Annotated in this window: 2 protein-coding genes; both read right to left on the reverse strand. The window is 77.5% G+C overall.

Annotated features, from left to right (window positions below; translation table 11 throughout):
• The coding region (locus ABZ885_RS39420; RefSeq protein ID WP_360199753.1) for an SMC family ATPase at nt 1–901 on the reverse strand (901 nt) is incomplete at its 3' end.
• Nucleotides 898–2,067 carry an exonuclease SbcCD subunit D gene (locus ABZ885_RS39425; protein ID WP_360199755.1) on the reverse strand — a complete coding sequence of 390 codons (1,170 nt, stop codon included), beginning with the start codon at nt 2,065–2,067 and terminating at the stop codon, nt 898–900. The genes ABZ885_RS39420 and ABZ885_RS39425, both read right to left, overlap by 4 nt.
• Nucleotides 2,068–2,419 lie beyond the last annotated feature (352 nt).

The following is a 2,419-nucleotide window of genomic DNA, read 5'->3' on the forward strand; positions in this document are numbered from 1 at the left end:
GCTGCCGTCCGGCCAGCTCCTCGGCCCCGGCGCGGGCGTGCTGGGCCGCGCGGTGCCCGGCCTCGGCGCCGGCCAGCGCGGCGTCGGCCACGGCCAGCTGCTCGGCGGCCCCGCTGCGCAGGATCGCCGCCCAGCCCAGCACGCCGGCGGTGAGCCCGGCGGCGGCGTGGGCCGGCTCGTCCTCGGCCGGCACCCAGCCCTCGGCCGGTTCGGCCTGCGGCCCTGCCGCCTGCTCGGCCTTGCTGGCCAAGTCCCGCAGGCGGCGCCGCCCGGCCTGGACGGCGGCCTCCTGCACCCGGCGCTGCTCGGCCAGCCAGGACTCGACGTGCTGGAACCGCTCGGTGTCGAACAGCCGCCGCAGCAGCTTGCCGCGCTCCTCCGAGTCGCCCCGGAGGAAGCGCGCGAAGTCGCCCTGCGGCAGCAGCACCACCTGGCAGAACTGGTCCCGGCTCATCCCGACCAGCCGGTGGATCTCCTCCCCGGCCTCCTGGTGCGACTTGCTGACCGCCCGCCAGCCGGGGGCCCCGTCGCCCGCGTCGGCCGCCCACTCGCGCAGCAGCGTCTGCGCCCGCTCGACGGTCGTCCCCTTGCCGACCTTCTTCGGCCGGAGCTGCTCCGGGAGCCGGGTGACCTGCAGCCGCCGCCCGCCGAGCGTCAGCTCCAGCCGGACCTCGGTCAGCCGCGCCGGGTCGGCGTGGTCGCTGCGCAGCCGGTTGGCCCGGCGGGTGCCGGGCACCTCGCCGTAGAGGGCGTAGCAGACCGCGTCCAGCACGCTGCTCTTGCCGGCGCCGGTCGCCCCGCGCAGGAGGAACAGGCCGCCGGCGGCGAGCGCGTCGAAGTCCACCGTCTCGGTGCCGGCGAACGGGCCGAAGGCGGTGACGGTGAGCCGGTGGAGCCTCATCGGGGCAGCTCCGCCTTCCGGTCGCCGGTCGCGCGGACCGTCTCGAAGCCCTCGCGCAGCCAGCCCAGCTCGTCCGGGTCCGGCTCGGCGCCGGGGCGGACGTGCCGCAGGAAGCCCTCGGCGATCTCCAGGTCGGCCCGCCCGCTCACCCGCGCCGCGTACGAGGGGGAGGGGGCCGCCCCGGTCTCCTCGGGGTCGAACAACAGCTGCAGGGTGTGCGGGAAGCGGCGGCGCAGCCGCTCCATCGGCTCGGTGGGGCGGACCGGGTCGGTGAGGGTGGCCTGCACCCAGGACTGCTCGTGCGCGGCGTACTCCCCGCCGGTGAGCAGCTCCTCGATCCGGCCGCGCAGGCAGGCCAGCGGGCGCGGCTGCGGGCAGTCGACCCGCGCGGCGGTGACCGAGCCGTCCGCGGCCAGGTCGACCAGCCACATGGTCTTGCGCTGGCGGGCCTCGGAGAAGGAGTAGGCGAGCGGGGAGCCGCTGTAGCGCAGGTGCGGGGCGAGCGTCTGGCAGCCGTGCAGGTGGCCGAGCGCGGCGTAGTGCACGCCGTCGAAGACGGACGCGGGCACCGAGGCGACGCCGCCGACCGCGATGTCCCGCTCGCTGTCGCTGGGCGCGCCGCCGGTGACGAAGGCGTGCGCCAGCACCACCGCGCGGGTGCCCCCGGGGCGGCCGGCGAGGTCGGCGCGGACGGCGTCCATCGCGGCGCCGAGCACCGCGGCGTGGCCGCCGCGCTCCAGCCCGAAGTGCTCGCGCACCAGCGTCGGCTCCAGGTACGGCAGCCCGTAGACCGCGACCGGGCCGTGCCCGTCGGCCAGCAGGACGGGCTCCGCGCACTCGCCCGGGTCGGTGCGCAGGTGGACGCCGGCCCGGCCGATCAGGCCGGCGCCGACACCCAGGCGGCGGGCCGAGTCGTGGTTGCCGCTGATGAACACCGTGGGCACGCCCAGGCCGGCCAGCCGGTGCAGCACGTCGTCGAACAGGGCGACCGCCTCCAGGCCCGGCAGCGCGCGGTCGTACACGTCGCCGGCGACCAGCACGGCGTCCACGCCCTCGGCCCGGACCACTGCCACGAGGTGGTCCAGGAAGGCGCGTTGGGCGTCGTGCAGGCTCTCCCGGTGGAAGGAGCGCCCGAGATGCCAGTCGGAGGTATGCAGCAGTCGCATGGTCCCCGACCCTAACGTCCGGCACTGACAACCCGGCCCGCCCGGCAGGCCCAGGGGTCCCGCGGAGGCCCCCGGCTGTCGCTCTCGGTGCATTGTCAGTGACGGTGTGTAGGGTCGCGGTCGCCGGTGCAGCCCCCGTGGCCGGGGGTCGTGCACCGGTGCGGCCGAGTGCGTCATCACGATCCCCTGGGAGGAACCATGTCCGTGCAGTACCAGCTCTTCGGCACCGCCGCGCCCGCGCTGCGACGGCTGCGGTCCGGGGCGGGCGTCCCGGCCCGGGCGGGTGCGCGCGCCGCTGCGGCTCCGGGCGGGCGCCGGGCTCCGGCGCTGCCCGGGCGGCCGTCCGGGAGCC

The sequence above is a fragment of the Kitasatospora sp. NPDC047058 genome (assembly GCF_040643935.1).
In the GTDB taxonomy this organism is placed as follows: Bacteria; Actinomycetota; Actinomycetes; order Streptomycetales; family Streptomycetaceae; genus Kitasatospora.

Coding starts and splice junctions, on each gene's coding strand:
- ABZ885_RS39425 (WP_360199755.1), bottom strand. CDS start 2,067: ATGCGACTGCTGCATACCTCCGACTGGCATCTCGGGCGCTCCTTCCAC.